Here is a 26,666-nt window from a genome sequence, read left to right as displayed (position 1 = left end):
TCGGCATAGTTCGAACGTCGGCATAGGACTTCAAATGCCGACGTCGGCATTTGAAGTCGGCCACCCACAGCTGGTTCGGGCCGGTCGCTGCGAACTTCCGCTTCACCAGATCCTCGGGACGCTCGGTCTCAGCACCGTCGCCGATGGTGGTCTTGCGGAACTTCTCCCGCGGGATCCCCCGCAAGCCCTCGGCGCGCATCAGCCGCTCCACGGTGCACCNTGAGCTCGGCGTGGATCTTCCGGGCGCCGTAAACACCCAGGTTCGCCTTGTGGGCGACCTTGATGTCCTCGACCAGCTCGGCGTCACGGATCGCGCGTGCCGAGGGCGGTCTGGTCTTGGCCGCGTAGTAGCTGCTCGGGGCGATCTGCACGCCGGCGTTCCTCAGCACGCCGCAGATCGGCTCGACCCCGACCTCACGCCCGTCGACAACGTCGTGGCGATGGGCGTCGATGTAGACCACTACCTGTTCGTGGGGCGGTCGAGCTCCGCCGCGAAGAAAGCCGCCGAGGTCTTCAAGATGTGGTTCGCCCGCCGCAGCTCGCGGACTTCGCGCTCGAGGTCGGCCAGCCGCTGCGCATCACTGGTTGTGGTGCCGGGCCGGACGCCACCGTCAATCTCGGCCTGTCGGACCCAGTTGCGCAGGGTCTCAGGGTGCATGCCGAGCTGGTCGGCGACACGGGGCGATCGCGCCCTGCTTTGTCGCCGGGTCCTGGCGGAGCTCCACCGCCATCCGGGTGGCCCGCTCACGCAGCTCGTCGGGGTACTTCCTGGGTGCTGCCATGACTCTCATCCTCCATGGATTGAGAGCCTCCATCAGACCCGAGGCGATTCAACCCCGAAAGCCTGCACGGGCGTGGCGGGTAGAGAACAGAGGTGAGTCATGAGGAAACTTCCGGCAAAGCTGGCCACCCAGCTGTACGGCGCGGCCGAGCTCATCGCGGAACGGGGGCTGGACGGCACCAAGATCGACGACATCGCCGAGGTCACGGGTATCCCCAAAGCCACCATCTACTACCACCTGGACGGGAAGAACGGGGTGCTGGCATTCCTGCTGGGTGACCTGCTCGACCTCATCGCAGGGGAGGTCGGTGTCGCCGTCTCAACTCAGGAGGACGCGCGGAGCCGCCTCGAGGCCGCCGTTGCCGCGCAACTGGCCGTCATGGTCGAGCACCCGTTCCTGTGCCGGGCCCTGGTGGGCGACCTGGGGCGAGCCACCCGGCTGCCCGACCTCGCCGATGCATTGCGCAGTGCGTTCTACGAGCCGATCGAGCAACTGCTGGCCGACGGGTCACTGCGCCGGGTCGCCGACCCGAGTGCGGTCGCCATGGGCGTCTTCGGTGCCATCACCGTCGCCGGCCTCAGCGCCGCAGTCGAAGGTCCCTCAGAGGATCCGTCTGCGGATGCGGCACGATTCGCAGCGGCGATCTGCGCATTGATCCTCAACGGCCTTGCGACCCCCACCACGCCCGAAGATCGCGAGCCATGAGTCGCGCCCAATCCACAGTCAGTTGTTTCACTGGACAGACTGTCCGCGCCGTGACGTGGGAGCGCGTGGTGCGGCCCGGGGGAGATGAAAGGCGAACATCGCACCCCCGTCTGGCTGGGGTGTGTACCGGACGTCACCGCCATTGAGCAGAAGAAGACGCCGGACGATGTAAAGGCCGAGCCCGCTGCCCCGCTCCCGGCCCGATCGAGACGCCTCAGATCGGGTGAAGCGGTCAAACAGATGTGGCTCGAACTCCGGCGGCACCCCTGGACCCGCGTCCGCCACCTCGACGGCAACCGAATCGGTGTCCGTGCGGATGTTCACGACGACTGGTTCTGCGCCGTACTTCAGAGCATTGGTCACCAAATTCGTAACGATCTGCGTCAGGTGTCCGCGGTCAACAAGCGCCGTGGTGTCTCCCGTTGCGCGAAGGGTGATAGACGACGTCAAACCGAGATTGTCTAGGACTTCGCCAGCCACCTCGCTCACGCTCACCGGCGCGGGATAAACGACGAGACCGCTGTCGTCCAGTTCCGAGACCGTCAACGTGTTTTCGAGCAGCGCTTGCACTGAATGCGCCGCTGCCTTCGTCTTCTGCAGGAAGCTGCGGCGCTCGTCGGCGCGCAGTGAATCCCAGGAGTCGAGAAGCATTTCGACGTACCCCGTGACAACCGACATGGGAGCGCGCAGGTCGTGCGACAGCATGGCAACCATGTCCCGAAGAGATGCCTCGCGTACCTTGCGATCTGTGATGTCCTGGATCTGAGCGATGAAGTACTGCGGCGCGCCGTCAGGATCCCGTACCAATGTGACCGACAGCTGCGCCCAAACGGTGGAACCCGACCCGGTGATGTAGCGCTTCTCCAGGTCGTACGCGTCGATCTCCCCGGCAAGCAGCCGACTGCTGTAATCCACGTGTGTGTCGAAGTCGTCGGGGTGGGTGATGTCCTGGAACGACCGTGCCAGCAGTTCCTGCTCGGAGTACCGCGTAAGGTTCGCGAACGCTTTGTTGACTTGCCGCAGGCGCCCATCGAGTTCGACCAGCGCCTTGCCGATGGGGGCGTGGTCGAAACTGAGCCGGAAACGTTCCTCGGATTCCCGGCGCGCTTGCGCCGTTGCCCGTGCCTCGGTGACGTCCTCTACGACTCCCATTGCTGCTACGACCTGGCCGGACTCGTCTCGAATGGGAGTCAGGTGCTGAGAGAAGATTCGGCCCGCAAAGGGCACGTCGATGGTGTTCGAGCGACCTGCGAGCGCGTCTCGGAACCAAGGCTCGGCCATGGTGACCGTCTCTGCAGGGAAGACATCAAAGAGGGTCTTGCCCTCCAGGGCCTCTCGGGAGAGGCCCAGCGCGGCGAGGCCGCTGCCGTTGACTGACAGGTAGCGCAGGCTGCGGTCAAAAGTGAAAATGGCATCGAGGTCGAATGCACGCATCAGGGGATGGTCTGCTGCTCGCGAGAGGACCTCCAGCGTACGCGACCAAGCGTCGGTTGAGTGCGCCCCGTCAACGTCTCCCACTGCCTCTCGTGTGGGATCGCCGAACAGGTCGTGTCGAACCTCAGACCGTGGAACCAAGGTGAACTCCGTGACTTGACCGGTGGTCGGCGGTATGCCCGAGATGGGACATACTTGAGATGGAAAAGGCTACGTCAACAAGCGCACAACGCACCGGATTACATATGTTGGCACAAGCGACGACCCGCGCTGCCCTGCGTACGGCACCTCACGGGAACCCGACGGTCTCATCTGGGAGGTGGAGTCCGTCGAGGACCAGCTGTCCGAGGCGGCGGAAGTCGTTGTCGCGGGCCTTGCTTTGCACCTGGAGGTGGCAGTTGCTAACTTCGCCCGTCGCGGGGTCGCGCAACTCGATCGTGCCATCGATCCCGGCGTCGACTGTGCGCTCATGCCAGACGTGATCCATGGCGCTGACCCGCTGGTGAATCAGGGCAATCCCAGCGTCGCTGATGTGCGTGCTGCGACTTGACCTGCTTACCGCCTCCCACCGGTACCTCGCTTCTGCCGAGGAACCTGGAGAGCCCGGCTCTTTGAGGGTACGAGTCACCTCCGACAGTTCGTGGCAGGCGCGGTTCAGTTGCGGTGCTACCGGACTTGTATGGGCGCGAAGCGTCGTCACCGGCCACGGCTCTTGGCTGGGATACCGGCGGTGAGTGGTGCCACTTCATTTCGCCCGGTAGGGCTTTGGTGCGTGTTCACCCTCGCCGGGACTCGTTCATTGCTCGGCATGTGCACCGTAACCACCGCGGAGGCCGAGCTTGTGGCGTCGATCGTGGCGTCGCTGGCCGCGCGCAGGGTCTCCGCGACGGGCGGGGGGAGTGGCACGAGGCGCTTGGCGAGGATGTCGGCGGGGGAGACCCAGACGACGTCGCCCTCGGCAGGCGGGGTAGCCAGGCCGGCCTCGACGTCGTTGTGAGCTCGGCGCGACAGGGCTCGGGCCGGGCCGGTGAGGTCGGGTGCGTCGGCCTTCTCGGCGACGACGACTGCGAGCTCGGAGCCGGCCTCGATCGCGCGCAGCGAGGCGTGCATTGCCTGGGGCAGTCCTGGGCGGCTGGCGATGACCTCCGGGCTGGCCAAGGTGGTCTTGTCGTGGGTGATCTGGCGGTACGCGGCGCGGACCTCCGCGGCCGCGCGTGCCAGTGGCTCCTCGAGGCGGGCTCCTGGGGGAGCGAGGTCGCCCCAGCGGCTGGCCAGGTTGCTCCAGGAGCGTCCTGTCTCGGCGATGGCGGGGATCAGGCGGTCGGAACGCTCGAGCGCGCCGGCAGTCGCGGCGGCGTCGACGAGGACCATGCTGGCGCCGGCGATCAGGCCCTGGGTGCGGGTGATCAGCAGGATGTTGGACGTTTCGAGTTCCCGGGCCAGCGCGCGGTGGGTCTGGATGTCCCAGTTGGCCAGCGCTTGCGCGAGCCGGCCGGGGTCGTCGACGGGGCGCATCGCCTCGCCGGCGAGGGCTTGGGCGAACCGGTCGCTCAGGTAGCTGCGGGCGGTGTTCTCGCTTGCGGAGATCCGGTCGATCCAGGCACCGGTGGGGGCGATCGCGTAGGGGGAGTGGTGCTGCGCCAGGTGGATCCGGTGCCCGGCGCTGCGGGCGTCGTTGACGCGGTCGCGGCCGTGCTGCTGGAGCGCGACGTTGACGGCGTGGGCGGTGAGGTAGAGCCCGTGCATGATCCGGGTGCGTGCTGCCTCGAGGTCGCGGTGGGCGTCGGGCTGCTCGTGGGGGATCTCGGCGCCGTAGCGGCGGACCAGGGCGGCGGCGTTGAGGAAGGTCTGGGTCATCTGGTCGATGCGGTGGCTGGTTGGGCCTTGCCCTGGCCAGGCGGTGCGGCCGGAGAGGCTGGTCTCGATGGTGGCGGCTTGGGCGGAGAGGGTGGTGATGGGCCGGTCGCGCTCGTCGACGCCGGGGCGGCGACCGGGCAGGGATGCCCACAGGTCCTCGGCGGCCGCGACCATCGTCGGCCAGCTGCGCAGCAGGGTACCGGCGGCGTCTCCGTCGACGTCCATGAGGAGCTGGCGCGCCAGGTAGTCGACGTCGAAGAGCATCTCGCCGACGCTGCGCACGTCGCGCGCGGTAATCGGGATCTGGTCGACGTCGAAGAGCTCCTGGTCGATGTCGGCGTACGCCAGCCGCAGGTCAGTAGCCAAGGCCGCGGGCTTCCCGGATGAGGTCGCACAGGTCGACGACCAGCTGGGAGCCGTGCAGGTCGGGTCGGTGCAGCGGCAGGGGCCGGGTCAGCTCCTCGGCCTCGGTGAGCAGCTGCAGCGGGGTGGGCTCCTCGAGCTCGTCCACCTCGACGTCGGGCAGCTCGTAGTCCTCGGGCAGCAGGGCGCTGGCCTGGGAGTGCGCGAGGTAGACACCGAGGCCGAGGTCGTGCAGCGGCGAGTCGGCGGCCGCCCGGTCGGCGTCGCTCCATACCTGGGTGGCGGCTTGGTGCAGCAGGAGGGCGATCGAGCCGAGGCGGTCCCAAGTGCCGTCAGCGTTGAGGGTGTCCACGGGGGTTCCTTTCGGTCGGAGGTCGGTCTGGCCCATGAACCCACGTCCGGGTCGGTCCTCGCTCCGCTGCGCGGCGGGCTGTGGATAACTCGGGGTCGTGTCGGCGGCTGGGCACAAACTGGTCTCGTTCGCCTATGTCGTATGGCGGTCGCCGGACGAGCATCGCGGATAAAGTCAAGAGATTCGCACTAGTGCTGACAGATGGAGGAGGGTCGTGATGATGAGGTTCCCGATGACCGTGCTGAGAGTGGTGACGCTGGCGCCGGCGCTGCTGGTGAGCTTCGTCCTCACCGTGGTGGTGTGCGCCCTGCTCCCGCCGGCGCTCGGCCTGATCGCATTCCTGGCTGCAGCGGGCGTGCTCGTTGCACTGGCGCTCGGCCAGTTCGAGGTGCCGGCGACCGCGGCGCTGACCCGGTCGCGGCCTGCGACTGCGGCTGAGCTCCAGGTGATGGGGCCTGTGCTCGCCGAGCTGGGTGTCCGCGGCGTCGACGTCGGCACCCTGTTCGTACGCCGGCGTCAGAGTCCGGGCACCCTGGTGGCTGCGGCGATCGCGGATGGCGCTGTCATGGTCAGCCCCGGACTGTTCAACGCCACCTACCGGGGAGGAGTGACCGCTGCGGAGGCGGCCGCCGCGATTGCTCATGCCGTCGGCCGGCGGCGTGCGATCCGGCCGCGGCTCGAGCTCGCTGTGCTTGCGGCGACGACGCCGTGGCGGCTGGTGGGCGCGTCGTTCCGCGGCGTGGCCCGGGCGTTCGCCTGGCTTCCGTTCATGCGGCTGGCGTGGACGCTGCGAGGTGTCGTCGGGGTGATCTGCATCGTGCAGTCGGTCGTTGAGGGCCGGGCCGCTCCGGGGATCTTGGGCGGCGCGGTGATCGCCCTGACCTACCTGGTGCCGGCAGCCAGCCGGCGGATCGAGGCCGGCGCGGAGGCCGCGGCCGACCAGCTGGTGGTCTCCCTTGGGCTGGGCTCCGTGCTGGCTGGCCTGCTCCGGCGTCATGGCCATCCGATGACGCTCGAGCGGCTGCAGCGCCTGGAGACGGCCGTCGAGCAGCCGGCGCGGCGGCGGCTGCACCTGGTCCACGGCTAGGCACGCTCTCTGGCGCTGCAGGTCGGCGAGCTACTCGTCGTCCTGGAAGCCGGAGGTGGAGTGGTGCACGCAGCCGTGGCCGTTGCCCTCGTGCGGCTTGTGGTTCATGCACGGCAGCGAACCCAGCTTGTGGGAGCAGTCGACCCAGCGGACCGTTGTGCGGCCGGGGATGCGGCTGGCGTCCGTTGATGCGAGCGCGGTTGCCATCGCGACCCCCTAGCGCCGCGGGCCGCGGCGGCGGCCGAGCTGGGGCCGCTGGTAGGCGGCCGTGTCGGTGTGGTCGTGCTGGCGCCCGGACCGGTGGACCTGCGCGATCTCGGCGTCGGGGGAGGGGCCGGTGTCGGCGGCCGCGGCCTGGGCGGCGGCCTCCTGGGTGGCCCTGATCTCCTCGGCGCGCTGACGAGCCTCTTCCTCGAGCGCGGCTTCCTCGCGAGCGGCGTCACTCATGTGAACTCCCATGGATCCCGTGGACCGGCACAGGCTGCGCCAGTCCTCCTTGGTCTCCTAAGTGCGGATCGGGGGTGGGAGCGATCACCCTCGGCGCATCCGTCTTGGCGACCCGGGCCCGATCACGCCGACTGCGCCAGCAGCGTGGCTCCCAGCTGCTGCGCGGTGTGCTTGAGGACGCCCAAGGATCCGTTCTCACCGGGACGGTCGCAGCACGGATGGGTGCCGAAGCCCTCGTCGACGACGATGCGGTGCAGTTGGCCACCGCAGGCACGACAGCGCCGGCCGGCGTGGGTGGGGCACTTGGTCGGCCGCCACGGCGCAGGGCAGGCAGGCGGCCGGCGTCGGTGGGCTCACCTGGTGTTCGCGGTCCCAGTCGCGGCGCTGGCCTAGCAGCGTGGCGGTCTGTTGCCACAGTGCCTGCTCGAGGTGCGCCGGGGCGGGGCGGCCGAGGGCCTGGTCGACGGCGACTCTGCACAGCTGCTCACCGCAGCCGAGGAGGCGTTCGTCGATGCCGCGGGCGTAGCACCACCGGGCCAGCGTCTTCGCGGCCAGCGTCAGCTGCTCGTCCATTGACCTGCCCCTTGGCTCTCAGCAGTTGCCTCACAGGCCGCGCTCAGCGCCTTGGGCATCGTCGGTGGCCGCGGCGTACGACTCCTCGCGGGCGAGCGCCTGCGCGCACCTGGCTGGTCTTGCCCTCGGCGGGCTCGGGTCCTGTCTGGACTTCGGGCAGGGCGGCCTTGATCCCGCCGGCGGTGAGCCCGAGGATCGCGGCCGCGGCCAGCCCGATCAGTGCCTTCACCGGGCGACCCTCAGCTGCGCCCGCTCGGCGGCAACGGGGATCGCCCGCTGCTGCTCGCGCAACCCGAGGGAGCGGGGGCCTCTCTCGGGCACGTGCTCGTCGACTTCCAGCCTGCCGGCGCTGGCGCTGGCCGGCTGCTCGGGGAGATCCGCGGCGATCTTGGCGGCCAGGTCCCGCAGCGGCGGGGTCTTCTCGATGCGCCGAGTCGCCTGCAGCACCGTGGTGTGGTCGCGCTCGAAGTGCCGGGCGATCGTGGGCAGGCTGTGCCCGTGGATCCGGGCGGCGGTCATGGCCACCGCCCGGGCATCGGCGGCCGCCCGGCTCCGGTCGGCACCCAGGAGGACCTCCGGTGTGGTGTTGAAGGCATCCGCGGCCGCCACCACGGCGTGCTCGACCGGGCCATCGGGCTCGAACGTCGAGGCCAGAGGCCGCTGGTGAAGGTCGACCACGCTCTCCTCGGTGCGGGGGAGACGGGCGGTGTAGCGGCTGTTGACGTGCTCGCTCACCCGCGCCGCGGCGTCGGCCAGTCGGGGCCGCTCGGCGGTGCGGCGGACCGCATGGATCACCGAGCCGTGGTCCTTGTTGAAGTGCTCGGCGATCGCCGGCAGGGACAGGCCGGTCTCGCGGGCGGCCGTCATGGCCACCGCCCGCGCATCGCTGACTGGTCGGCGGCGTTCGGCGCTAAGAATCGCCTCCGGCGTCGTGCCGAACATCGGCGCCGCGGCGTTGATGGCCAGCTCGCACACCGCGGCCGGGCCGGTTGCCGAGGAGGCCGGCGCGCTCTGGTCGACCTGGACGGCCAGCACCGTCACCAGCGAGCACAGCCGCTCTGCATCGAGCGGTGCAATCAGGCTGGCGACCTGGTCATGTTCGCCTCGGCCAGCCGCGTCGAGGATGAGGCCCGCCAGCTGGCGGCCGCCCGGGTCGAGATCCATGGCTCGCTCTACCGACCCGGGGTCCTGGGACCCGGCAGGGTGGGGCTCGGGATCGGGTCACGGGCCTGCTCGGACATCCGCCGGCGAGCGTTGTCGGTGATCTCGCTGGCGATCCCGGCCGACTCACGGGCGCTGGCCGCGGCGTGGTCGACGACGTTGCCGAGCAGGCGCACGTCCTCGTCGGCGCGGCCGAGCTCCTTGCCGGCGGTCGCGATGCTCCGCTCCAGGCTGACCGGCTCCAGCAGCCCCATGGCAGTCACGTCCTGGCTGGCCTGGTGTGCCGTCTCGACGTGCTGGGCAGCCAGCTGGGCGACGGGCTTGGCCAGGGTGACCATCTCTCCGACGACCGCGAGGTGCGGCTTGAGTTGGGCGACCTCGCTGGCGATGACGGGATCGGAGGTGTCGGCCGGGTCGAGGAGGGCACGGGCGTCGGTGACCGACTGCGACGCGCGATTGAGGTGTACGAACAGGTCGTGCGTCAGGTCAGGCATCTCGTTGCACCTCGTGCGCAGCCGTCCCAGGTGCTCGCCGGCGGCCTCGAGGTAGAAGGAACCGCGCCCGGACAGCTTGGCCTTGGCCGAGTCGAGTTCGGCGTCGTTGAGCACGCGGAGCGCGGAGCCGATCGTCTCCTTCAGCTCCTCCACCACCCATCGGGCCCTGCCCACGGCCTGCTCGGCCTCGAACACGGCGTCGGCGGCGCTCATTGTGGTGTCGGTGGTCATGCCGACTCACCGCCTCCGGTTTCGGGCGGGCGGAGCGGTGGGAGGGGGCAGGACCTCGCGGAGTTGATCGAGCGCAGCCAGGGCCTGCTCGAGGTGTGCGCGGACGTCCTGGACCGGGTCACGGTCGGCCGCGGACGGGGAATCGGTGGGCGTGCTCACGGGCAGCTCCTTGGTGGACCGGGGTCATCTCTCAGTCACCAAAGGAAGGTCGACCCGTCGGGGCGATCACCCGACGCGAAGAAATCTTCGCTGATGCGTCAGCGGGGCCGGGTCAGGGCTGGTCTCAGGGCATCGACTCCTGGCCGTCGTCGGCGCCCTGGCTGATGACGTGCGCGGTGGCGTTGCGCGCGGCGTTGAGGTGCTTGTGCAGGTCGACCGCGAGACCGCGGGCCTCCTCTAGATGGAGGCGAGCGACGCCGATCGCCATCGCCGGGTCCGACTCGTCGGTCATCGCATCCATGCTGAGCACCTGGTGAGCCAGAGCCTGCTCGAGCGTGCTGGAAAGCTGCGATGATGCCTGGGGGAGTGCGGCCGCGATCTCGGCGAACTCCGCCAGCTGGGCGGAGGTCTCAGCCGGGATCTGGTCCTGCTCCCACATCGTGGCGCGGTTGAAGCCGTAGACGTGCTCGCGGGCCGCCGACGCGTGCCCGCCTGCTTCGAGCTGGTCGTTGTCGTCCACCGGGTGCCCTTCCCTCCGAGAGGTTGGGCTTGAGTCTCGCGGATCTCGCCGGCCGGCGCGCGCCGCTGGCGGTGAGGCTGTTAACAACGGGAAAGGGACTCCCTCCAGGTGTGTGGGGAGGGAGACTGAGCCATGGACGACAAAGCGGCCCTGATCGCGCGGCGCGTCGCGATGTCCGCCGCCGCGTGGTTCAACGCCCCCAGGATGTTGAGGCCTATCGCCGGCTCGCCGCGGCGGCCAGTGAGTGGAACGCCTACTGCGCCCGACGATGGAGTCACTGACGGCAGACGACTCCGAGTTGCTCGACGAGCTGGCCGACGTCGCGCCGCCGCAGTCCCTTGCCGCGCTGCTGCCCGACGTGACAGGGCCTCATGCTGCGGCGGGCCCGCCGCCAGCTCTAGCGCCGCGCGGACTGTCGCGGTCCGTGCCGGCCCGCTCCCAGCCTGTTACACGGCTGCGTTGTGTAACGGAACGTATGTCCGCGCGTTCGGTAGCGGTGCGCGCGGCCACTCAGGAGCGCGGCCGCACAGATTCGCCGCTGGGCGGTGGCACCTGGCGGGTCTCGTTCTGCTTGCTTCGGCGCAGCATGTCCCGATCCGCGTGGGCTGCTGACGGATCCAGCCCGGCGTTCGCGATCATCTTCTGCAGGCTCAGCAGTTCGGTCGCTGCCTCGGGCCGCGTGCGTTCGTAGTGGCTCAGAACGAAGCGGTTAAAGAGCGGAACCGCCATCGCCAGCTGGCCGCGTTTGGGTGCGTAGACGTCGCCCTCCTCGATGAGCTCCTCGCGGAGCCAGGACAGCTCTTGCTGGGAGCGACCGAGAGTCTTGGCGATCGCCGCTGTCGAGGCGCGCCCGCCGTGCAGAGCGAGGGCGGCAAGGAACTCCATCTGGCGATCGCTGATGCGGTCCCAGCGGGGACCAAGCGTGCGGCGTTCGAGCATGTCGGCGACCTGGGGGAGTGCGGCTTCGACGTCGCCGAGGGTGATCTGGTCGGGCCCAGGCGCGGATGTCCAGATGGCGTGGGCGAACAGCTGCAGGTGGGCCGGGTAGCCGTTGCTGGCCTCGACCACGGCTGCAGCCGCCTCGGGAGTCCACGCGACACCGGCCCGGCGTGCTGGCTCCACCACGGCGTATCGGGCGTCATCGGGTTCGAGCGTCAGCGGGATGGGCTCCAGCACGAAGAGGCGGTCTGGGTGGGTCACGCCGGCCTTGCGGAGTGCATCGGGGGTGAAGGGCAGTCCGGTGCCGGCGAAGAGGACCGGTGCGGAGGGGTGGTCGACGTTGAGTCGGTGCAGCGTCGCCGCGAGCAGGGCGAGGTCGGGCCCAGAGGCGACCTGGAGTTCATCGACGGTGATCAGCAGGCCGCCGCTGTGGGCGTCCTTGCGGACCTCGGCCGCCAGCGTGGCCAGGGCGTCAGCGAGCGTTCCCGCGTCCAGGCCCGGTGCTGCGGCGTCGGATTGGTGGGTAGAGATCCCGGCACCGATGCCCGCGATGCTGAGGTTGACCCCACCGATCCGCTCGAAGGCCTTGCGGGCGCGCTGCCAGGGGCCGGCCTCCTCCGCCATACGGGTGCGAGCGCGCTGGAGCAGCGCCTCTACAAGACCAGCGTGGCCCGACACAGCCTGGAGGTTGACCACCTCGAAGCCTTGCTCCTTGCCAAGGTCCGCGAACGCGCTCACCGTGACGGTCTTCCCCACGCCGCGCGGGCCGGCAAGGATCATGTCCTGGGCACGGACGCGGCCGCCAGCGACAATGTCGTTGAGCACCAAGTGCCAGTCACGGAGAAGGCCGTCGCGTCCTGCCAGGACGGGCGGGTTGTGCCCAGCACCGGGCGTGTACGGGCTCTGATCCACCAGCGCCACCTTCCTAGACTCACCTAGATTTAGGGGGTTTTCTAGGTCAGTCTAGGTGGTCACTCGGCGGGCGAGCTCTCGCGCGTGGGACCGGCGTGTCAACGGCCGATCCGGCGTGGCGGGGGAGGAGCGCCGCCGGCAGTGGACCGGTCGGCGCCGAGGGGTCTACGGGCTGCCTGGTCGGGACTCTCGGGGGCTGGGCCGGCCTCGCCGCAGACGAGGGATTCGCCGAGCTTGTCGGCAAGCTCGGCGATGTCGGCGGACAGCACCTGCTCGAGAATGTCGGCGATGCTGCCGGCGGAGCCGTCGCAGTGGTCGACCAGGTCGGCGGCGAGGCGATCGAGGGCGCGGTCGCCCTGCTGGGTGAAGGTGACGAAGCCGGGGCCCGGCTGCTCTGCGGGTGAAGTGCTCATCTGGGTCCTCCTCTGCTTGGTCACCTAGGTGATCCCGGACCTTGGGAGCGATCAGCTGCGCGAGGTACTTTCGCCAGCTCACCGGCCTGGGCCGGCACGCGTAGTGCACCGGCGGCGGGCACGGCAGCGTCGGATCCGCTGCTAGCTGCGCACGACTCGCAGGGCGATGATTCGCCACCCGTCAGGAACGCGGCGTCGGGCGGCCGCGAGCGCCTGGTCGTAGTCGGAGTCCTGGACGGTCAACTCGTCTCGGCCGAGGGTGTAGCCGCCGCGGTGGTCGGGCGGGATCTCCTGCACCCGGGGCGTACAGGGCGAGGACTCGAGCTGCGGTCTCCGTCACGTGCTCGACTCCTGCCCGGCCATGGTGCGCATCAGGCGAACGTCCCGGCGGAAGGCTGATGGGAGCCCAGCGCTCTGCTCCGGATCCCCCTGGTAGCCGATCAGGCCATCCTCCACCAGGTCTGCGGCGGTCTCCAGGATGCGCGCCACGCGCAGGAGAAGCGCCGGGGGCATCTGGACCGACGGCTCGTCGTAGAAGCCTGTGGTGGCCACCTGGTCATGGACCAGCAGTCCGAGATAGCTCTGCGCGTGCGCGATCTGAGCCACCCGATCGCGGGTGTGCTCGAGATCGTCGCGCTCGACGAGGAGGATGCGGACGACCTCGCCCAACCCCGCGAAGACCCGGCCGGCGAACCTCACGGGAACCGCGGCGGTCCGCGGTGCGCTCATCAGGTCCGCACCCGGTGTCTCGTCGACGAAGCCGAAGACGATCTCCCTGGCCATGCCGGCGAGGGCATCGTCGGTGAGGTACCGGCGGGCGGTGGTCTCTGTGACACGCATCTGCTCAGCGACGAACTTGACCCGTTCGTCGAGCAACTCGCCGGCAGCGGACCGGGACATCGTCATGCCGAGGTCGGAGACGGCCGCCAGGAGGTCGTCGATGCGCCGGTCGCGCCAGGATCGTGCAGCCCACCCGATCAGCCGGCCGCAGGGGAGTAGCGGTCTGGTGTAGTCATCACGGGGATTCTGCCATCCAGGTGCGGGTCACCTTTGTGATTGAGGAGCGTCCGAGCGATCAGCAAGAGGCGTTCGGGGGTGAAGCAGTCCACCGGGGCGGCTGCAGCCTCCGGGGCGGCTGGCGGCTGGACTGTGCCCAGGAGTTCGAGCACCTCGGCGCGGTCGCGGAACTGTGATCGTTCTCCCTGTCGCTAGTGTTCGTCGCTGATGGTTACCGGAGTCGACCCCTCGGAGTTGCGGGCAGCACGCGAGAAGGCGGGCCTGACCCAGCACGAGCTGGCGCGTCTCGTCGGTGCTGCTGGCGGGGAGCGCATCTCGCGCTGGGAGCTCGGCACGTCCGTTCCCCGGCCGGATTTCCTGGTCAAGCTCGCAAGGGCACTGGACATCCCGACCCTTCGTCTCATTCACATTGACGGTGAGATCCCCGACCTCAGGGCTCTGCGTCTGCAGGCCGGACTGACAGTCCCCAAGCTGGCGGCGGCCGTGAATGTTGCTGTGCCTACCTACTACGCATGGGAGCAAGGCCGCTGGGCTCGGCTCCCTGCGGCCAGGCAACTCGACAAACTCGCCGGTGCCTCGGGGCACCCTATTGATGTCGTCGTCGCCGCCTTCTACGAGGCACAACGTCAACGCCTGCAGCGCGAGGAGATCTAGCTCCGGGCAGACAACGCGCAAACGCCCCGGGTTGACGGTTATCCACAAGGAACAGGTTCTCCCCGGGAGAACCGGATGATTTTGTGGTCCCATAGATCCGGACATTCGGTGCGCGAAATTGATCGGTCCCATCGGGGGGACTGGGCCGCGCAACAGCTTCCAGTCAGGGCCCGGGCGATGACATCTCGGAGTTGGTCACCTGTGGATATCCACTCGCTCGATAGAAATGCACTAGTGTCGTCTTGTCGAGTTGGGTTGGCGATGATCGCTCCGAACCCGGCTTGACACGTAGGTGATCGAGACACGAGAGGACTCGGGATCCATGTCGATGAACATCACTCAGGACCGGTCGGGCGAAGCACCCTCCGATGTCGCGGCCACGCCCCACGTCACCCACTACCGGCCCTTCAGACAACGCCCCAGGCGGTGGGTGTTTGCACTCTGCGCAGGCTTGGTCGCTGCTGGTGCGCTAGGTACCGGCTACGCGTACACGTCTGTTAATGACACCCGAGAGGTCTTGGTCGTCAGCAGCGACATCAAGCGCGGCGAGATCATCGAGGCCGGCGACCTCGCCGTCGTGCGGGTCAGTGTCGACCCGGCGTTGACGCCGGTCCCCGGCAGCCAGAAGGCGGAGCTCGAGGGCAGCCGCGCTGCCGTCGACCTGTGGGCCGGCACTCTGCTCACCGCGCAGGCAGTCACCGACAACCTGGTGCCGGGGGAGGGGGAGTCCCTGGTGGGCATCAGTCTCACTCCCGCGCAGATGCCCTCGGAGCCGCTCTACGGCGGCGACGTCGTCCGGATCGTCACCACACCCGGCGACCAGGGCGAGATCACCGACAAGGAGCCGGTCACGATCGAGGCCACCGTCGTTGGTGTTAGCCGGGCGGAGGAGACGGGGGAGACCGTCGTCGACGTCTCGGTCCCCGAAGCCGAGGCCGCCGACCTGGCTGCCCGGGCCGCTACCGGAAGGGTCGCACTCGTCCTGGACGCCCGGGAGCGCTGAGGCATGGCGCTGATAGTCCTGGCCTCCGCCAGCGGTTCGCCCGGCGTCTCCACCTCGGCGCTCGGGCTCACCCTCAACTGGCACCGACCCGTGCTCCTGGTCGACGCCGACCCGACCGGATCCTCCTCGGTCTTCGCCGGCTACTTCCACGGTACCCAGGAGCCGACCGGCGGGCTGATCAACCTCGCCCTCTCCCTGCGCGAGGGGACGCTGGCCGACGCACTGCCCCGCGAGACGCTGCTGCTGGACCCCGAGGCGTCGGCCGAGCGCTCGGCCTGGTTCCTGCCCGGCATCCGGGCCCACGAGCAGGCCCCCAGCCTGCTGCCCTTGTGGGAGCCGCTCACCGAGCAGCTGCGCGCCCTCGAGCGCAACGGTCAGGACGTCATCGTCGACGCCGGCCGACTCGGCCTCGTCGGCTGGCCCCAGCCGCTCATCGCTGCATCCGACCTGACCCTGCTCGTCACCCGCAGCTCGCTGCCGGCGCTGGCCGGCGCCACCAGCTGGGCCAAGACCCTGCGTGCACAGTTCGCCGCGGTCGGTGGCCTGTCTCGCCTCGGGGTCCTGCTCGTCGACGAGGAGCGACGTTGGCCTACGGTGCCCACCGGCGCCCGAGTCCGGCCGTACACCGCACGCCACATCGCCAAGGCGCTCCAGATTCCCGTGGTCGCCTCCGTGGACTGGGAGCCCGAGGTGGCCGAGGTCTACTCCCACGGCGCCCGCAAGCCACGCAAGTTCGAGTCCTCTGGGCTGCGGCGCGGCTACCGGGGCAGCACCGCCGCAATCCAGTCCATCCTCGGCGCCAACCAGGCCGCCCTCGCTTCCACGAACGGAGGCCACGCATGAGCACCAACGGACACCACCAGGAGACCAACGATCGTCACCCGCTGCGCGCCGACGAGTGGCTCGATGCCCGCCACGCCGCGAACCGCGAGCAAACCTCGCCCTTCGCCCGCGGCCGCGGCACCAACGGCACTCCGCCGCCTCCGCCGCCGGGCGTCGAGGCCCACGACCCGACCTCACTGCCGATCTTCGCCGGCGCCTGGACCAGCGAAGGCGAGGGCCAGCTGCCCGGCCGCGCCCGCTCGGAGTTCAGCTTGCGCCCGCTGATGGCGCCCACACCGGAGGAGCACCATCACATCCACGGTGCGGACGGCGAGGTCCAGTTGGACTGGGAGCTGATCGCGCAGTATCGCGCCGAGATCTCGTCGCGACTGACCGCCCGGCTCGACAAGGAAGGTGGCCGGGTCACCGAAGAAGACCGCGAGCAGATGGGCCTCGACGTCATCGAGGAGCTCATCAAGTCCGAGGCCGAGACGCTGGTCTCCACCGGCCGGCCGCCGTGGACGAAGGGCCAGGAGAAGGCCCTCAAGTCCGCCCTCCACGCCGCCCTGTTCGGACTCGGCCGCCTGCAGCCCCTGGTCGAGCGCGAGGACGTCGAGAACATCATCGTCATCGCCCGCGGCCCGGTCTGCTCGGTCTGGCTGGAGCTGGTCGACGGCAGGCTGGTCGAGGCCGCCCCGATCGCCGACTCCGAGGACGAGCTGCGTGAGTTCGTCTCCGACCTCGGCGCCCGGCAGAACCGGCCCTTCACCGAGGCGCGGCCGCACATGGACCTCCGGCTGCCCGGCGGAGCGCGGCTCGCGGCCGGCTCCTGGGTGATGGCCTACACCTCGGTCGTGATCCGTCGCCACGGTTTGCGCGAGGTGTCGATGGACGAGATGGTCTACGGCCGCAAGGCGTGCAGTCCGGTCCTGGCCGACTTCGTCGCAGCCTGCGTGCGCGCCGGCAAGAGCATCGTCGTCTCCGGGGTCCAAGGCAGCGGCAAGACCACCTGGGTCCGAGCACTGTGCTCGTGTATCCCGCCCTGGGAGATGATCGGCACCTTCGAGACCGAGTTCGAGCTGCACCTGCATGAGCTCGTCGACCGCCACAAGATTGTTCACGCATGGGAGCACCGCCCCGGATCCGGCGAGGTCGGCATCGACGGCCGCCAGGCCGGTGAGTTCAGCCTCGAGGAGGCCATCCACCACTCCTTCCGGTTCAACCTCGCCCGCCAGATCGTCGGCGAGGTCCGCGGCCCCGAGGTCTGGAACATGCTCAAGGCCATGGAGTCCGGCCCGGGCTCGATCAGCACCACCCACGCACGCAGCGCCGAGCACACCATCGAGAAGCTCGTCTCCTGCGCCATGGAGAAGGGCCCGCAGGTCACCCGTGAGCTGGCGATCAGCAAGCTTGCTGCCGCGATCGACATCGTGATGTACCTGCGCTCGGAGGTCGTCCCCAATCCCGACGGCACCTTCCGCAAGCAGCGCTGGGTCGAGGAGGTCCTGGTCGTCCAGCCGAGCATCGACGCCGCCAGGGGATACGCCACCACCCCGATCTTCGCGCCCAACCAGCTCGGCCAGGCCGTCGCCACCGGGAAGCTCGACAGCTTCCTCGCCCAGGAGCTGGCGCGGCACGGGTTCGACCTCGAGGCGTACAAGGCCGAGTCCCAGGCCAACCCGGGGGTGGCCACGTCATGAGTACCGCGTTCCTGCCCGCTGTCTTCGGCGCGCTCATCGTCATCGGCCTGATCGGGATGGTCTACGCGCTGATCCCCGCGCCGCCCAAGCTGCCGCGGCCCGCCCGGACCGTCACACCGTTCGGGCGGCTGGGGAACTGGTTCGTCCGGCTCGACCGGCGCACCCGGATGCTGATGGTCGGCGGAGCCGTGGCCGGCCTCCTGGTCGCGCTGGTGACCGGCTGGGTGATCGCGATCGTGCTCGTCCCGGCCGGGATCGTCGGTATCCCGCTGTTGCTGACGCCCCCGCCGGCGGCCGCGAGCATCGAGAAGCTCGAGGCGCTCGAGGAGTGGACTCGGTCGCTGTCGGGCAAGCTGACCGCCGGCCAGTCCCTGCGCTCGGCGCTCATCAAGTCCCTGCAGTCCGCGCCGGCGCCGATCGAGCGTGAGGTCGGGCTGATGGTCTCCCGGTTGTGGAACAACACCGCCAATACCGAGGACGTGCTGCGCGCCTTCGCCGAGGACCTCAACGACTCTACCGGCGACGTCGTGGCCAGCCAGCTGATCCTGGCAGCCAGTGGCCGCGGCCAGGCTGGACTGTCGAAGGCGTTGGACGCCCTCGCCGAGACCGTCGCCTCCGACGTGCGCGCCCGCCGCCAAATCGCCGCCGACCAAGCCAAGCCCCGCACCACCGCCCGCACCGTCACAGTGATCACCCTCGGTGTGCTCGGCATGCTCGCCTTCACCGGCGACTACATCGAGCCCTACGGGTCCCCGCTGGGCCAGGTCATCCTCGCCGTCCTGCTCTCGGCCTACGTGGCCACCCTGCTGTGGATGCGCCGGATGGCCGTCGCCAAGCCACTCCCGCGGTTCCTCGACCTCCAGGCCCGCAACGCGCACCGCGCCGCCCAGCGCACGGCGCCGGGCGAGAAGGAAGGAGCGCTCGCATGACCGGCCTGCAGATCGCGCTCGCCAGCGGCACCCTCCTCGGGCTGGCCCTCGCCCTGCTCGTATGGCGCCTTGCGCCCTCCGACCCCGACCTAGTCGACGCGCTGGACCGTCTCTCACCTGACCACGTCGTACCCCGCCGCAACACTCCCGGCCCCGACGCCGACACCGGCACCAGTTCGGCGGTCGATCGGATCGGCTTGTGGGCGATGAAGAACCTGCCCGGCGGCGCCTCGGCGCACACGCCCCGCAAGGACCTGGCCATTCTGCAGATCAGCGAGACCCGGTTCTACGGCGAGAAGGTCGTCTGGGCACTGCTCGGCCTGATCATGCCGCCGCTGCTGGCCGCCTTCTTCACTCTCATCGGCCTTCCGCTGCCGTTCGCCATCCCGACGCTCGGCTCGCTGGCCCTGGCAGCCCTGTTCTGGTTCATGCCCAACTACAACGCCGCCGACGACGCCAAGAAGGCCCGCATCGAGTTCAGCCGCGCCCTGGGCGCCTACATCGACATGGTGGCCACCGGCGTCCGCGACGGATCCAGCGGCCAGCAGGCGCTGCGCTCGGCAGCCGAGGTCGGCGACAAGTGGGTCTTCAAGCGGATCGAGAGCGAGCTGCGCCGCGCCCGCTACATGACCCGCGCACCCTGGGACTCCCTGCACGGTCTCGCCGACGAGCTCGCCGTCCCCGAGCTCGATGACCTCGCCGACATCATGCAGCAGTCCGGCCAGGACGGAGCCCAGATCTACAACAACCTCCGGGCCCGCGCCGCCGCACTCCGCTCGGCGATGCTCAGCGCCGAGGTCGGCAAGGCCAACGCCACCTCCGAGCGCATGTACATCCCAGCCAGCCTGCTCGGCATCGTCTTCATGGCGATCCTCGTCACCCCCTCCCTGCTCCGCTTCACCACCTGACCGACCTAACACCGACCCCAAGAACCCGGGTCCACCCAGACCGCAAACCGAACAACCAGGAAGGAAGAACCCCGATGTTGAAGCTCTTCATCGCCCTCCAGATAGCGGCGCTGACCACGCTCGCCTCCCTCGAGGACCGCGTCACCAGGCAGCGCGACGAGCGCGGCTCCGTCACGATCGAGCAGGTCCTGTGGGCCGGCGCAGTGATCGTCATCGTCGGCATCGTCGTCGCGGCCATCAAGTTCTTCGTGACCAGCGAGTCCGCCAAGATCAAGTAGGCCGCCATGTTCGCCAGCCTCCACCGCCGCAGCCGGGACGAGCGCGGCTCAGTGACCATCCAGATGGTCTTCCTGATGCCCGCGCTGTTCCTGCTGATGTTCCTCGGCCTCCAAGGCGCCCTGTACTACCACGCGAAGCAGGTAGCGCTCGCGGCCGCGCAGGAGGGCGCCCGTGAGGCAGGCAGCGAGACCGGCACCCGCGACGCCGGTGTGGCCACGGCGAACACCTTCCTCCACGACGCCGGAGGCTCCGACGTGATGACCTCCACCAGCGTCTCCGGATCACGGACCACGACCACCGCCACGATCACCGTCACGGGCAAGTCCATGAGCGTTATCCCCGGCTGGCACGTGACCGTCACCCAGAGCGCCAGCGTCCCGGTCGAGAGGCTCACCGAATGACCAGGCAGACGAGGCGGACCAGCACACGCAGCCGGCGCCGGGACGAGCGCGGGTCGGTGGCCATCGAGGCCGCGATCGGCGTCCCGGCCTTCGGCCTGTTCGTGGCGATGATCATCCTCGGCGGCCGCGTGGAGATCGCCAAGCAGTCCGTGGACGCAGCCGCCTACGAGGCAGCTCGAGCGGCCTCCATCGAGCGCACTCAGAGCGAAGCCATCACCTCCGGCAAGTCCGCGGCCACCAGCAGCTTGAACGACCAGGGCCTGCAATGCACGACCACCAACATCACGATCAACGCTGCGGCCTTCAACGCCCCGCTGGGAACCACCGCCCAGGTCACCGCCACCGTGACCTGCAAAGTCGACGTGGCGGACCTGAGCATCCCCGGCCTGCCCGGCACCCGGACGATCACTGCCACCGCCAGCAGCCCCGTCGACGCCTACCGGGAGCGCCGATGATGAGCCACCGCATCCGCTGCCTCATGACGCCGCGCTCGCGCGATGAGCGCGGCTCCATCAGCGTCTGGTTCGCCACCGCAGCACTGGCGATGATCATCCTCGTCGGGATGGCCGTCGACCTCGGCGGCAAGGTCCACACCCAGCAGCAAGCCCGCAGCGCGGCCGCCCAGGCCGCCCGCACCGGCGCCCAGGAGGTTCAGGGCTCGACCGCAGTCCGCGGCGAGGACCTCCGCGTCGACCTCACCGCCGCCAAGACGGCCGCCATGGACTATCTCCGCGCCGCCGGCGTGGAGGGAACCGTCCGCGTCGTCGACGGCGACACCCTGATCGTCACCACCACCGACACATACACCAGCAAGTTCCTCGGGATCATCGGCCTGGACACGATGCAGGTCACCGGGGAGGCGTCCGCGCGGCTCATCCGCGCCGAAGGAGGCATCGAGAGATGACCACCCATCCCACCCTGGGCCAGCGGCTCACCGGCCTCGCAGCCTCTGCCGCCGTACTCGGCATCGTCCTCGGGCTGCCCGCACTATTCCTCGCGATCGGTGCCAGCCCAATCCCGGACCACGCCCCGAACCTGGACGGCATCAAGAACGCGCTCCTGGCGCCCGACGACGGCACCCTCGTCCTCGGCCTATTCAAGGTGATCGGCTGGGTCGCGTGGGCCTTCATGGCGCTGAGCCTGGTCGTGGAGGCCATCGCACGGCTCCGCAAGGTCCAGGCGCCCCAGCTGCCGGGCCTGGGCCGGCCTCAGGCCGCAGCACGCGGCCTCATCGGCCTCGCCGCCCTGCTGTTCATCGCCGCGCCCATCGCCGCCCAGGCAGCCACGATCACCACGGCCGCCGCGGCGCCAGTGACGGTGGGACACGTCAACGCCGGTGCCGCCGACCAGGCGCCCGCCCAGCAGGACGTCAAGGTCGAGACGAAGCAGGAGCGCCAGCGCAAGACGCTCGACCACGCTGTGAAGCCGGGGGAGAGCCTGTGGTCGATCGCCGAGGACCACTTCGGCGACGGTGCCCGCTACAAGGAACTCGTCGAGCTCAACCGCGACCTCCTCGGCGCGCAGCCGAGCTTCCTCGAGCCCGGTTGGGTACTCAAGCTGCCCGCCCTCAACGGCGAGGCACCGGCCCACGACTACACGGTGCAGCCCACCGACACCCTCAGCGAGATCGCCCAAGAACAGCTCGGCGACGCCGACCGCTGGCCCGAGATCTACCAGGCCTCCATCGGCATCACCCAGCCCGGCGGGGCCCAGCTGACCGACCCCGACGTCATCGACGTCGGCTGGAAGCTCAAAATCCCCGGCGCCGAGCAGGGGGGCAGTCACGACGACACCCGGCACCAGCAGCCGCGCGACGTCGAGCCCGAGACGCCCGCCAGCCCCGAGGACCAGCGGCCCGTCGACCTGCCGGCCGAGGAGGAGCCGCCGGTCGCCCAGGAGCCCGAGGTGCCCGAAGTACCCGAGACGGCCGTGCCCGACGCGCCGCCCCAGGCCGAGGAGCCGGCGGCACCGGCCGCCGACATCGACCAGGTCGACGACGCTGACGACTCGATCCTCGACGCGCCGTGGGTCCTCGCCGGTCTGACCGGCGGGGGCGTCCTGCTGTCCGGGGCACTGCTCATGGCCCTGCGGTCCCGCCGCCGCGCCGGCTACCGGAACCGGACACCGGGCCGCGCGATCGCCGCGCCGCCTCCGGAGCTCGCGCCTGTCGAGATGACCCTGAACGCCACCGGTGCCGCGGCCGCGGCGACCGTGGAGTTCGCGGACGAGGCGCTGCGCCGCCTCGCGGCCGCCGTCGGCGCGCAGGGCATCACGATGCCGCCGCTCGCTGCCGTGGAACTCGCGCACGGCAAGCTGACCTTGCACCTGAGCGCGCCGGCCGCTGTCCCGGGGCCCTGGGTGGGCAGCCCGGACCAGACCCACTGGCACGTCAGCACGGACACCGCCGTCGACGAGCTTGGCCCGGACACGGGGAACGTCGAGCCGCCCTACCCGCTCCTGGCCACCATCGGCATGAGCGACACCGGTGAGACGTGGCTGCTCAACTGCGAGGAACTGTCCACTCTCACCATCAGCGGCGACCCGACCTACGGCCGGGACTTCGCCCGCCACCTCGCCGCACAGTTCGCCGTCAACCCGTGGTCGCGGCGCGTGCAGGTCGACTGCATCGGCGTGGCTGAGGAAGCCGTCGCCATGGACGAGCGGATCAGCTACCACCCGACCGGAGCAGCCGGGTCGCTCGCGACCGCGGAGGCCCTCGCGGCCGCCGTCACCACGGTCGACCGGGCGAAGCGACACGACACCGACGTGTCCACGGCACGCACCGGCAGCGTCGACGACGACACCTGGCCGGCCCGGATGCTGTTGCTCGACGCGGCGGCCGGAGACCCCGAGGACCTCGAGCAGCTGCTGCAGCTGGTCACCGACCACGTCGGGCAGTCCGCCACCTCCATCGTCGTCGCCGGCGAGCGCCCCAACACACCGGGCGCCGTCCTGCACATGACGAACACCGGCCGCGTCGTCCTCGAGCAAGCCAGCCTCAACCTCATCGCCGTCGGCCTCACCAGCGACGAGGCCCGCGGCTGCGCCCTGGTCTACGGACAGAGCGAGGTCGCCGAGGACGTCCCCGTGCCGGTCGACGAGACCGCCACCGACGGCTGGGAGGCCTACACCGACCAGTCCGGGGCACTGCGCCGCGAGTACACCCTGCCGCGCAACACCCCCGCGGACGCCGTCGACGAGCCGCTGTCCTCCCTCCTGGAGGGCGACGACCAGGACTACATCCGTCAGAGCGCGATCGTGCAGGAGGACCTCGAGACGCTGGCGCCGAAGGTTCCCGAGCACGTCCGAGCCGAGGTCGAGCAGAGCGACCCCAATCTCGACCAGGACATCGCCGACTGGTTCTCGACCGACTGCGACCGTCCACGGCTCAGCCTGCTCGGTCCGGTCACCGCACGCACCCACGGCAAGGCCCTGGCCAAGCGCAAGCCCTACTTCACCGAGCTCCTCGCGTACCTTGCCCTGCACCGCAAGCACGGAGCCACCCGCGAGGAGATCGGCGAGGCATTCGGGATCACCCCCGGCAAGGTGCGCGACTACACCAACACCGTCCGCGAGTGGCTGGGCTCCAACCCGGCCACTGGAGAGCCCCACCTGCCCCACGCCGACAAGGCACCCGCCACCAAGCTTCGCGGCGTCAACGTCTACCAGGTCGACGACGGTCTCTTGGTCGACCTCCACCTCTTCCTCCGACTGCGCAAGCGCGGGCAGGCCCGGGGCGGCGCGGAAGGCGTCGCCGACCTCTGCACCGCGCTCGAGCTGGTCGGCGAGGCCAAGCCGTTCAGCCAACTGCGTGAAGAGGGATGGTCTTGGCTGGTCAATGAGCCCGACCGCGTCGACCTCATGGCGTCCGGCTGGATCGCCGATGTCGCCCTCATCGTCGTGACCGAGGCTCTCGCCGCCGGCGACCTGGTCAAGGCTCGCTCCGCCGCTTACGTCGCCAACCGGGCCGACCCTGACGGCGAGAGCACCCGCCTGTGCCTGGCCCACGTCATGAAGGCCGAGGGCGACCAGCTCGAGGCCGACCGGATCCTCCGCGAGGAGATCTGCAACCGGTCCGACGACGGCGACGCCCCGCTGGAACTGTCGGAGCGCACGAAGACCATCATCAGTACCCACGGCTGGCTCGCGAGCTGACTCGGGAAGGGAGCACCAGCACATGACCACGTTCGACCAGGAGCTCACCGGCCGCTACGTCGCGGCCGGCGGCGACCGCCCAGACCTCGACGCCCGACGCGTGGCCAGGGCCGTCTTCGTGCGCGACACCATCCGCACCCTCTACAACGCCGACAAGCAGTTCGGCATCGACCCCGCCGACAACGGCTCGCTGGCCGAGCTCGTCGACGCCGCCGAAGAACACCTCGAGCACATTGCCACCGACGTCAGCCAGCGATCAGTCATGGCGCCGCCCAACATAGGAGGAGACACCGCATGAGGAAGCACCACTCCGCACTCGGGGGAGTGGCCCTCGCCCTCGCCCTCACCCTCACGGGCTGCTCGGACGACAGCACCGACCCCGAGGCCGAGGACACCCCGACCGCTACGCCGAGCTCGAGCCCGACGAGCACTGCGCCGACGCCGCAGACTCCCGAGGAGAAGGCGGCGGCCCAGCTGGCGATGTACCTCGAGGTACGCGACCTCGCTTACCGGAAGCGGGACATCAACTTCAAGGCGCTCAATCCGGTCGCGACCGGTGAGGAGTTTCTGCAGTTGCAGCACACCGTCGCGAGCATGATGAATGAAAACGTCACGGTGACCGGGGAGTACGCACACACGCTCGACGCGCCGCGGAATCGCGGGACCTCGATCCTGATCATCGACTGCGAGGACCGCACCAGGGTCACCTGGAAGAACGACGGGGCGATCAGGCAACCGGACTTCACCGACCCCAACGGAAACCCGCTCCGCAACCCCGCCCCGGTTGAGTACACGCTCGTCAAGGACAAGGGTGCGTGGAAGGTCTCCGACTCGGACCTGCTTTGGGACCAGCCATGCTGAGGAGACTCATTGCTCTGTTGGTGGCGTTGGCAGGGTCGCTCGTCATCGTGTTCGTCACCGCCTCCGCCGCGAGCGCTGACTGCACAGCGGACCCGGTGACCGGCGAAGTTGTCTGTGACGACGAGGATGGCGGCAACGACGGCGGTGACGGCGGTGACACCGGTGGCTCGTCGACTTGCTCGACCTCAGACGGTAGGGAGATCCCGTGCACTGGCCCCGGCGGGTCGGTATGGAGCAGCAGCCATCAGTGCTGGGTCGGCGACGTCTGGGATCCGGGTGGGGAGGGCCCACTGCCGCCCCCTGGACAGAGCAACGAGGATGGTGCGTGGCACATCTGCTACTGGCCGCCCCCAGGCTCCTCATGGGATCCGGTCTGGATCCAGAACGGCACGGTCACGATCGACCCGGTGGTTCTCGCCAATCGCGCGATCGCGTCGATGGACCTGGATCCGATCAGGATCGGCATCGTTCCCGAGCCCGGCCCCAACCGGATCGGACTCGTTGGTCTGCCGGTGTGGATGTGGGTCGACAGCCCGACCGATGACACGTTCGGACCGATCACCGCGTCCGCCAGCGAAGGGCCGGTCTCGGTCAGCGCCACCGCCAGCGTCTCCAGCATCGTGTGGAACATGGGCGACGGCACCAAGGTGACCTGCACCGGCAAGGGGACGCCGTACGCCGATCACTACGGCAAGCAGGACTCCCCGACCTGCGGGCACCGCTACGCGAAGATGTCGACCGACCAGCCCGAGGGTGCGTACCAGGTCACCGCGGCCAGTCACTGGGTGGTCGAGTGGACCGGTGGCGGGCAGTCCGGAACCATCGAGTTCGACCTTGCCACCGAGCCCCTCCCGATCCGCATCGGGGAGGCCCAGGTGCTGACCCAGTGACCCTGTACTAGCCGACCGACCCACCGACACAGGTCTCGTCCTCTCAGCAGGAAGGGGACCTGTGTCGTTCGCTGCCCGAGCGCGCCCCGAGGTACCGGGCCTGCCGAGCGGAGCTGCTCGTGCTGCCGCTGCTGGACGTGAAAGAGCCCCAGGCGTCTCGGGTCACCTGGGGATCGCGAGAAGTAGAGCATGGGGTGGCTCGCCTGCGCTGATGAATAGGAAATCGCGCGGACCTAGACGCTCGCCTTCGGGGGGCCAGCTGGCCCGTCACGTGACCTGGGTGCCCGCCCTTCTGGCGGTCTGGGGTCCGCCGATCTGCGAGCTCGCCCTCGACACAGCGTGGCCTGACGGCCGCTTGGTCCGGCAGGAAGTCAGGCGAGGATGCAGTCGGCGAGTGGGGCGCGGAAGCGCTGCGAGAGCACGGATCTGAGTTGGAGGAACAGGGACACGTCGCCGGGGAGCACGTGAGCGACAGCTGCGCTCAGTACTGCTGCCGCCTCGGGGATGTTCAGGCAGGCGATGAGGTCGGCTTCGTGCTCCTCGACGAAGACCTCGTCCTTGATTGCCTTCATCGCGGCGGCAGCGCCACGGATGACAGGGTCGAGAGCGGCGGGGTGG

34 protein-coding genes and 1 pseudogene are annotated in these 26,666 nt (G+C 69.6%); 16 read left to right on the top strand and 19 right to left on the bottom strand.

The window, feature by feature from the left end; all coding sequences use genetic code 11:
- The 3 genes and pseudogenes from ASH02_RS26830 to ASH02_RS27235 form a co-directional block, all read right to left on the bottom strand.
- Window positions 1-199 (bottom strand): annotated as a pseudogene (locus ASH02_RS26830) (hypothetical protein); the annotation flags it as partial.
- A 261-nt stretch (window positions 200-460) separates the two neighbouring features.
- On the bottom strand, window positions 461-658 hold the full coding sequence (locus ASH02_RS00585; protein ID WP_056680529.1) for a transposase: 198 nt from the start codon (window positions 656-658) through the stop codon (window positions 461-463).
- Window positions 648-782, bottom strand: coding sequence for a hypothetical protein (locus tag ASH02_RS27235; protein WP_268788290.1), 135 nt, complete (start codon window positions 780-782; stop codon window positions 648-650). The genes ASH02_RS00585 and ASH02_RS27235 overlap by 11 nt, the downstream gene beginning before the upstream one ends.
- Before the next feature lie 99 nt (window positions 783-881).
- On the opposite strand from ASH02_RS27235, the gene ASH02_RS00580 reads away from it, so the two are divergent.
- On the top strand, window positions 882-1,487 hold the full coding sequence (locus tag ASH02_RS00580) for a TetR/AcrR family transcriptional regulator (RefSeq protein WP_056680532.1): 606 nt from the start codon (window positions 882-884) through the stop codon (window positions 1,485-1,487).
- 27 nt (window positions 1,488-1,514) lie between these two features.
- Here ASH02_RS00580 and ASH02_RS00575 read toward each other — a convergent pair whose 3' ends face one another.
- The 4 genes from ASH02_RS00575 to ASH02_RS00560 form a co-directional block, all read right to left on the bottom strand.
- On the bottom strand, window positions 1,515-2,921 hold the full coding sequence (locus ASH02_RS00575; RefSeq protein ID WP_056680535.1) for a sensor histidine kinase: 1,407 nt from the start codon (window positions 2,919-2,921) through the stop codon (window positions 1,515-1,517).
- 289 nt (window positions 2,922-3,210) lie between these two features.
- The gene (locus tag ASH02_RS27415) at window positions 3,211-3,408 is read right to left on the bottom strand and encodes a DUF4365 domain-containing protein (protein WP_056680538.1); all 198 of its coding nucleotides are present in this window, start codon (window positions 3,406-3,408) and stop codon (window positions 3,211-3,213) included.
- Window positions 3,409-3,617: 209 nt separating this feature from the next.
- Window positions 3,618-5,144 (bottom strand): hypothetical protein, encoded by a 1,527-nt coding sequence (locus ASH02_RS00565; RefSeq protein ID WP_056680541.1) that lies wholly within the window; start codon window positions 5,142-5,144, stop codon window positions 3,618-3,620.
- On the bottom strand, window positions 5,134-5,493 hold the full coding sequence (locus ASH02_RS00560) for a hypothetical protein (protein ID WP_056680544.1): 360 nt from the start codon (window positions 5,491-5,493) through the stop codon (window positions 5,134-5,136). Before ASH02_RS00560 ends, ASH02_RS00565 begins: the two co-directional genes overlap by 11 nt.
- Window positions 5,494-5,725: 232 nt before the next feature.
- Here ASH02_RS00560 and ASH02_RS00555 point away from each other — a divergent pair, with 232 nt between their 5' ends.
- Entirely contained in the window at window positions 5,726-6,580 is an 855-nt protein-coding gene (locus ASH02_RS00555) for a hypothetical protein (protein WP_156393573.1), read from the top strand.
- 30 nt (window positions 6,581-6,610) lie between these two features.
- Here ASH02_RS00555 and ASH02_RS25870 read toward each other — a convergent pair whose 3' ends face one another.
- From ASH02_RS25870 to ASH02_RS00510, 12 genes are all read right to left on the bottom strand, one after another.
- The gene (locus ASH02_RS25870) at window positions 6,611-6,787 is read right to left on the bottom strand and encodes a hypothetical protein (protein WP_156393574.1); all 177 of its coding nucleotides are present in this window, start codon (window positions 6,785-6,787) and stop codon (window positions 6,611-6,613) included.
- Window positions 6,788-6,796: 9 nt separating this feature from the next.
- Window positions 6,797-7,027 carry a hypothetical protein gene (locus tag ASH02_RS00550; protein ID WP_056680550.1) on the bottom strand — a complete coding sequence of 77 codons (231 nt, stop codon included), beginning with the start codon at window positions 7,025-7,027 and terminating at the stop codon, window positions 6,797-6,799.
- A 195-nt stretch (window positions 7,028-7,222) separates the two neighbouring features.
- A complete protein-coding gene (locus ASH02_RS00545) occupies window positions 7,223-7,600 on the bottom strand; it encodes a hypothetical protein (protein ID WP_056680553.1) in 378 nt (125 codons plus the stop codon).
- A gap of 43 nt (window positions 7,601-7,643) precedes the next feature.
- Window positions 7,644-7,829, bottom strand: coding sequence for a hypothetical protein (locus tag ASH02_RS00540; RefSeq protein WP_056680556.1), 186 nt, complete (start codon window positions 7,827-7,829; stop codon window positions 7,644-7,646).
- On the bottom strand, window positions 7,826-8,764 hold the full coding sequence (locus ASH02_RS00535) for a helix-turn-helix domain-containing protein (protein WP_056680558.1): 939 nt from the start codon (window positions 8,762-8,764) through the stop codon (window positions 7,826-7,828). The genes ASH02_RS00540 and ASH02_RS00535 overlap by 4 nt, the downstream gene beginning before the upstream one ends.
- 8 nt (window positions 8,765-8,772) lie before the next feature.
- Window positions 8,773-9,486 (bottom strand): hypothetical protein, encoded by a 714-nt coding sequence (locus ASH02_RS00530; protein WP_056680562.1) that lies wholly within the window; start codon window positions 9,484-9,486, stop codon window positions 8,773-8,775.
- A gap of 6 nt (window positions 9,487-9,492) precedes the next feature.
- Window positions 9,493-9,645 (bottom strand): hypothetical protein, encoded by a 153-nt coding sequence (locus tag ASH02_RS25865; protein ID WP_156393575.1) that lies wholly within the window; start codon window positions 9,643-9,645, stop codon window positions 9,493-9,495.
- Window positions 9,646-9,769: 124 nt separating this feature from the next.
- The gene (locus ASH02_RS00525; RefSeq protein ID WP_056680564.1) at window positions 9,770-10,165 is read right to left on the bottom strand and encodes a hypothetical protein; all 396 of its coding nucleotides are present in this window, start codon (window positions 10,163-10,165) and stop codon (window positions 9,770-9,772) included.
- A gap of 510 nt (window positions 10,166-10,675) precedes the next feature.
- Complete coding sequence (locus ASH02_RS00520; protein WP_057294102.1) at window positions 10,676-12,016, bottom strand: ATP-binding protein; 1,341 nt, start codon at window positions 12,014-12,016, stop codon at window positions 10,676-10,678.
- A 98-nt stretch (window positions 12,017-12,114) separates the two neighbouring features.
- A complete protein-coding gene (locus tag ASH02_RS00515) occupies window positions 12,115-12,429 on the bottom strand; it encodes a hypothetical protein (protein WP_056680570.1) in 315 nt (104 codons plus the stop codon).
- 141 nt (window positions 12,430-12,570) lie between these two features.
- Entirely contained in the window at window positions 12,571-12,726 is a 156-nt protein-coding gene (locus ASH02_RS26540) for a hypothetical protein (RefSeq protein WP_200951126.1), read from the bottom strand.
- 39 nt (window positions 12,727-12,765) lie between these two features.
- Window positions 12,766-13,335 (bottom strand): hypothetical protein, encoded by a 570-nt coding sequence (locus ASH02_RS00510; RefSeq protein WP_056680573.1) that lies wholly within the window; start codon window positions 13,333-13,335, stop codon window positions 12,766-12,768.
- 318 nt (window positions 13,336-13,653) lie between these two features.
- On the opposite strand from ASH02_RS00510, the gene ASH02_RS00505 reads away from it, so the two are divergent.
- The 14 genes from ASH02_RS00505 (at window position 13,654) to ASH02_RS25855 (ending at window position 26,048) form a co-directional block, all read left to right on the top strand.
- A complete protein-coding gene (locus tag ASH02_RS00505; protein ID WP_056680576.1) occupies window positions 13,654-14,100 on the top strand; it encodes a helix-turn-helix transcriptional regulator in 447 nt (148 codons plus the stop codon).
- Between the two features lie 517 nt (window positions 14,101-14,617).
- Entirely contained in the window at window positions 14,618-15,103 is a 486-nt protein-coding gene (locus ASH02_RS00500) for an SAF domain-containing protein (RefSeq protein WP_235532552.1), read from the top strand.
- A 3-nt stretch (window positions 15,104-15,106) separates the two neighbouring features.
- Window positions 15,107-15,946, top strand: a complete 840-nt coding sequence (locus ASH02_RS00495) for a MinD/ParA family ATP-binding protein (protein WP_056680578.1) — start codon at window positions 15,107-15,109, stop codon at window positions 15,944-15,946.
- Complete coding sequence (locus tag ASH02_RS00490; RefSeq protein WP_056680581.1) at window positions 15,943-17,625, top strand: CpaF family protein; 1,683 nt, start codon at window positions 15,943-15,945, stop codon at window positions 17,623-17,625. Before ASH02_RS00495 ends, ASH02_RS00490 begins: the two co-directional genes overlap by 4 nt.
- Entirely contained in the window at window positions 17,622-18,554 is a 933-nt protein-coding gene (locus tag ASH02_RS00485; protein WP_056680585.1) for a type II secretion system F family protein, read from the top strand. The genes ASH02_RS00490 and ASH02_RS00485 overlap by 4 nt, the downstream gene beginning before the upstream one ends.
- Window positions 18,551-19,462 carry a type II secretion system F family protein gene (locus ASH02_RS00480; protein WP_056680588.1) on the top strand — a complete coding sequence of 304 codons (912 nt, stop codon included), beginning with the start codon at window positions 18,551-18,553 and terminating at the stop codon, window positions 19,460-19,462. Before ASH02_RS00485 ends, ASH02_RS00480 begins: the two co-directional genes overlap by 4 nt.
- Before the next feature lie 74 nt (window positions 19,463-19,536).
- Window positions 19,537-19,740: a hypothetical protein gene (locus tag ASH02_RS00475; protein WP_056680591.1), complete on the top strand. Its 204-nt coding sequence runs from the start codon at window positions 19,537-19,539 to the stop codon at window positions 19,738-19,740.
- A 6-nt stretch (window positions 19,741-19,746) separates the two neighbouring features.
- Window positions 19,747-20,142 (top strand): TadE/TadG family type IV pilus assembly protein, encoded by a 396-nt coding sequence (locus ASH02_RS00470; RefSeq protein WP_056680593.1) that lies wholly within the window; start codon window positions 19,747-19,749, stop codon window positions 20,140-20,142.
- A complete protein-coding gene (locus ASH02_RS00465) occupies window positions 20,139-20,597 on the top strand; it encodes a TadE/TadG family type IV pilus assembly protein (protein ID WP_056680595.1) in 459 nt (152 codons plus the stop codon). Before ASH02_RS00470 ends, ASH02_RS00465 begins: the two co-directional genes overlap by 4 nt.
- Entirely contained in the window at window positions 20,597-21,046 is a 450-nt protein-coding gene (locus ASH02_RS00460) for a pilus assembly protein TadG-related protein (RefSeq protein ID WP_235532553.1), read from the top strand. Before ASH02_RS00465 ends, ASH02_RS00460 begins: the two co-directional genes overlap by 1 nt.
- Complete coding sequence (locus tag ASH02_RS00455; protein ID WP_056680598.1) at window positions 21,043-24,297, top strand: LysM peptidoglycan-binding domain-containing protein; 3,255 nt, start codon at window positions 21,043-21,045, stop codon at window positions 24,295-24,297. The genes ASH02_RS00460 and ASH02_RS00455 overlap by 4 nt, the downstream gene beginning before the upstream one ends.
- A 22-nt stretch (window positions 24,298-24,319) precedes the next feature.
- Window positions 24,320-24,595 carry a hypothetical protein gene (locus ASH02_RS00450; RefSeq protein WP_056680600.1) on the top strand — a complete coding sequence of 92 codons (276 nt, stop codon included), beginning with the start codon at window positions 24,320-24,322 and terminating at the stop codon, window positions 24,593-24,595.
- Window positions 24,592-25,158 (top strand): hypothetical protein, encoded by a 567-nt coding sequence (locus ASH02_RS26535; protein ID WP_056680603.1) that lies wholly within the window; start codon window positions 24,592-24,594, stop codon window positions 25,156-25,158. Before ASH02_RS00450 ends, ASH02_RS26535 begins: the two co-directional genes overlap by 4 nt.
- 407 nt (window positions 25,159-25,565) lie before the next feature.
- Complete coding sequence (locus ASH02_RS25855; protein ID WP_156393577.1) at window positions 25,566-26,048, top strand: ATP/GTP-binding protein; 483 nt, start codon at window positions 25,566-25,568, stop codon at window positions 26,046-26,048.
- The last annotated feature ends 618 nt before the right edge of the window (window positions 26,049-26,666 follow it).

The organism is Nocardioides sp. Soil796, assembly GCF_001429525.1.
In the GTDB taxonomy this organism is placed as follows: domain Bacteria; phylum Actinomycetota; class Actinomycetes; order Propionibacteriales; family Nocardioidaceae; genus Nocardioides.
Note: the sequence above shows the minus strand (reverse complement) of the source record. Positions and strands in the feature narration are given on the sequence as shown.

Coding starts and splice junctions, on each gene's coding strand:
- ASH02_RS00470 (WP_056680593.1), top strand. CDS start 19,747: ATGTTCGCCAGCCTCCACCGCCGCAGCCGGGACGAGCGCGGCTCAGTG.
- ASH02_RS25870 (WP_156393574.1), bottom strand. CDS start 6,787: ATGGCAACCGCGCTCGCATCAACGGACGCCAGCCGCATCCCCGGCCGC.
- ASH02_RS27415 (WP_056680538.1), bottom strand. CDS start 3,408: ATGGATCACGTCTGGCATGAGCGCACAGTCGACGCCGGGATCGATGGC.
- ASH02_RS00555 (WP_156393573.1), top strand. CDS start 5,726: ATGACCGTGCTGAGAGTGGTGACGCTGGCGCCGGCGCTGCTGGTGAGC.
- ASH02_RS00575 (WP_056680535.1), bottom strand. CDS start 2,921: ATGCGTGCATTCGACCTCGATGCCATTTTCACTTTTGACCGCAGCCTG.
- ASH02_RS00480 (WP_056680588.1), top strand. CDS start 18,551: ATGACCGGCCTGCAGATCGCGCTCGCCAGCGGCACCCTCCTCGGGCTG.
- ASH02_RS00490 (WP_056680581.1), top strand. CDS start 15,943: ATGAGCACCAACGGACACCACCAGGAGACCAACGATCGTCACCCGCTG.
- ASH02_RS00585 (WP_056680529.1), bottom strand. CDS start 658: ATGCACCCTGAGACCCTGCGCAACTGGGTCCGACAGGCCGAGATTGAC.
- ASH02_RS00510 (WP_056680573.1), bottom strand. CDS start 13,335: ATGACGATGTCCCGGTCCGCTGCCGGCGAGTTGCTCGACGAACGGGTC.
- ASH02_RS26535 (WP_056680603.1), top strand. CDS start 24,592: ATGAGGAAGCACCACTCCGCACTCGGGGGAGTGGCCCTCGCCCTCGCC.
- ASH02_RS00495 (WP_056680578.1), top strand. CDS start 15,107: ATGGCGCTGATAGTCCTGGCCTCCGCCAGCGGTTCGCCCGGCGTCTCC.
- ASH02_RS00460 (WP_235532553.1), top strand. CDS start 20,597: ATGAGCCACCGCATCCGCTGCCTCATGACGCCGCGCTCGCGCGATGAG.
- ASH02_RS27235 (WP_268788290.1), bottom strand. CDS start 782: ATGGCAGCACCCAGGAAGTACCCCGACGAGCTGCGTGAGCGGGCCACC.
- ASH02_RS00535 (WP_056680558.1), bottom strand. CDS start 8,764: ATGGATCTCGACCCGGGCGGCCGCCAGCTGGCGGGCCTCATCCTCGAC.
- ASH02_RS00530 (WP_056680562.1), bottom strand. CDS start 9,486: ATGACCACCGACACCACAATGAGCGCCGCCGACGCCGTGTTCGAGGCC.
- ASH02_RS00475 (WP_056680591.1), top strand. CDS start 19,537: ATGTTGAAGCTCTTCATCGCCCTCCAGATAGCGGCGCTGACCACGCTC.
- ASH02_RS00485 (WP_056680585.1), top strand. CDS start 17,622: ATGAGTACCGCGTTCCTGCCCGCTGTCTTCGGCGCGCTCATCGTCATC.
- ASH02_RS00545 (WP_056680553.1), bottom strand. CDS start 7,600: ATGGACGAGCAGCTGACGCTGGCCGCGAAGACGCTGGCCCGGTGGTGC.
- ASH02_RS00465 (WP_056680595.1), top strand. CDS start 20,139: ATGACCAGGCAGACGAGGCGGACCAGCACACGCAGCCGGCGCCGGGAC.
- ASH02_RS00455 (WP_056680598.1), top strand. CDS start 21,043: ATGACCACCCATCCCACCCTGGGCCAGCGGCTCACCGGCCTCGCAGCC.
- ASH02_RS00450 (WP_056680600.1), top strand. CDS start 24,320: ATGACCACGTTCGACCAGGAGCTCACCGGCCGCTACGTCGCGGCCGGC.
- ASH02_RS00505 (WP_056680576.1), top strand. CDS start 13,654: ATGGTTACCGGAGTCGACCCCTCGGAGTTGCGGGCAGCACGCGAGAAG.
- ASH02_RS00580 (WP_056680532.1), top strand. CDS start 882: ATGAGGAAACTTCCGGCAAAGCTGGCCACCCAGCTGTACGGCGCGGCC.
- ASH02_RS00550 (WP_056680550.1), bottom strand. CDS start 7,027: ATGAGTGACGCCGCTCGCGAGGAAGCCGCGCTCGAGGAAGAGGCTCGT.
- ASH02_RS00515 (WP_056680570.1), bottom strand. CDS start 12,429: ATGAGCACTTCACCCGCAGAGCAGCCGGGCCCCGGCTTCGTCACCTTC.